The sequence below is a fragment of the Kluyvera georgiana ATCC 51603 genome, assembly GCF_001654985.1.
Taxonomy (GTDB): Bacteria; Pseudomonadota; Gammaproteobacteria; order Enterobacterales; family Enterobacteriaceae; genus Kluyvera; species Kluyvera georgiana.
The window spans coordinates 1-2,483 of the sequence record NZ_LXEU01000092.1; the positions used below are offsets into that span (position 1 = coordinate 1).

Genomic DNA, 2,483 nt, shown 5'->3' on the forward strand with positions numbered 1-2,483 from the left:
CCTGGTGCCCGTAGTCATCGCTGAGGTGGATTAGTCCTTTCCGCCCCGGTCCATCCGGACGCGACATTACTTATGCCAGGTATGCCGTCGATGTGCCCGGTATTGATTTGCTGCTTGTTGCAATGCAGCTTTCTATGAAGGGTGATTTTTATTTTATGAATTATCCTCTGCTTCAGTCATTTCTTTCTGTAAAAATAAACTTTGCCACAAAGTGCCATTATGAAAGGCTGCACCACCTTCTCCTGCTATTAAGAGAACACCATCCCCGACAGCCATACTCCCGGCACAGATCATAACTTCATCCGGTATCAATGGCTCCTCAATGCCGTCATTTTTTATGACCCATATTCCATAATCAGAAGTTGCCCACACCCTGTCCTGAAACCAGACCATATCGTTGAAGGGCTTTGCCATCCCGCCAGAAATAATTTGCTGCCATCTGTCTCCTCTGCCTTTAAACACCGCACCGGACTGCGCCCCAATATAGACCTCACCATTCCCACCACAGCAAATAGTGTACAGGTACATATTAGTCGGGAAGGCAACCTGACTCCATGACTGACCATCGTAATGCCACACTCGCCCCTGACCACCCACTGCATACATATCGTTTTCTGAAAAACCATCAATATCCATAAATATCTGGTTATCCAGTTCATAAACATCCATTGTGTCGGGAAAAGGATTTCCCCGGTATTCCCATTTATCCTCCCCGATTCTCTTGGCAACATTACCTCTCGGACCACACACCCAAGCATAACCAAAAAGCATTTTAGCACGGCAAACGCCAAAATAGCCGGGGCCGTCGCCCTGGTAATCAGGAAGCGCCTGCTTATTTATCCATGAGTTGGATATATTTTCATCTTTTTTTATATTCGCACCTACCACATATACTAATCCCTCGCCACTTATATAAATAAATAATCCTGATGGTAATGTGCTGGTGGTACAATAAACACGCCCCCAGTTTCTTAATGTTGCCTTACCAACTCGTTTGCCTTCTGGTTTGTTTAAATAGAATCTACAGCCATACTTAGTAACATCCCACTCCCCTGTGAGATCATGTTTATCACTTTCTTCTATATTACGCGCTGAGAATGCAAAAAAATTTTTAGAGCGTACAGAACAGTCCGTAATAATACTCCCATAGAAACCATGTATAAATTCATCGTTAATCAGCATAAAAGTTACTCCTCAGTGTTATCATCATTATCATCACGCTCTGGAGAACCTCGGGTTCCCGATTTAGCAGTCATATCACCTTTGCATTTTCCATAAAATGCATTAAGCTGAGCTTTTAAACATTTTACATCACATTTCGATTCCGGAAATGCCGTTTTAAAACTAATTATTGCCATATCTCTTGCTGTCGGATCATATTTAATTGCTGTTCCCACACCAACACTAAGCACTTCGAGATGCAATCTGTCATGTACTGTTTTATGCGACCCCTGATTTTGGTTAATACCCTCTACACATATTACCGGAGCTTCATCATGATTATAGTTTTCACAACCACTCTTTGCCATTGCTTCCGGAATCAGGTGATGTCCCGTTTGTCCGGGGCAGCAACCTTTTCCTTCAAATGACTTTCTGTACCCTCTCGTGTCGTCATACCGAACCATCAGACAACGCCTTGCTCGTGTACATGAATTTAATCTGGCAAAAATATCCATCCCTCCCGCAATGAGTTGCATAGGTGATTTTTCATCTATCTGACCTATAAGTTTTACTAACTCAGCCCTGGCTCTTTTATTCTCAAATAAGATTTCTTTAGCATCTTCATAGAGTGTTTTTAATTTTTCTAACTCTTGGTATGACTCGTTAATATCATAGATGTCATAAGCTGTCCACGATCCAGAAATAATCCACCCAGCAAACGGAATTGCGGCTATTGCTCCTTTAAATACAACTTTAGCGCCTTGTGCTGCGACCTTAATTGCAACTTTTTTTCAAGTTTGTCAATTACAACCTGAGTTGCCTTATCCTCAGCCTGTTTTAATTTTTCGGCGAAATAGTTTTCTATTTCTGATATGGCTTCTTTAGTTAATCTGTCCAGATCGCTTGTCAGTTTTTTTAATTCATCCCTTAATTCTGTATCGATATTATTATCGATCTGCTTATCCGACCACGGACGAAGCATTAGCCCTTCACAGTGATCATCGATCCAGTCGTTCTGTGAGTTTTTTTTATAACCAAGCTTGTTTTTTATCGCTTTTGATTTTTCTTCCAGTATTTTTAATTTTTCCGGAGAGATAATTTTCCCCAGTCTGGTCTTTGAGGCCTTCCGGGACTTATCATCATTTTTCTGATTTTCAGGTCTGCAATGCCTTTCAACTTCTTTTACTTCTTCACCGCATGGACCTGTTCTTGTTTTTGTATCAACATAAGTGCTGGGAGGCGTATTCGCTGTTGAACCGTGGTTATGCGTCATTATATCTTCATGGCGCGGCACTTCCAGTCCTTCAAATTTCACATTCGGC

The 2,483-nt window shown here is 41.7% G+C and carries 2 protein-coding genes and 1 pseudogene; all 3 read right to left on the reverse strand.

Features of this window, described 5'->3' with window-relative positions:
* Window positions 1-153: 153 nt before the first annotated feature.
* Window positions 154-1,182, reverse strand: coding sequence for a WD40/YVTN/BNR-like repeat-containing protein (locus M989_RS26095; protein ID WP_209438780.1), 1,029 nt, complete (start codon window positions 1,180-1,182; stop codon window positions 154-156).
* A gap of 5 nt (window positions 1,183-1,187) precedes the next feature.
* Entirely contained in the window at window positions 1,188-1,697 is a 510-nt protein-coding gene (locus M989_RS24980) for an HNH/endonuclease VII fold toxin-2 domain-containing protein (protein ID WP_083965191.1), read from the reverse strand.
* A 194-nt stretch (window positions 1,698-1,891) separates the two neighbouring features.
* Window positions 1,892-2,483 (reverse strand): annotated as a pseudogene (locus M989_RS22230) (hypothetical protein); the annotation flags it as partial.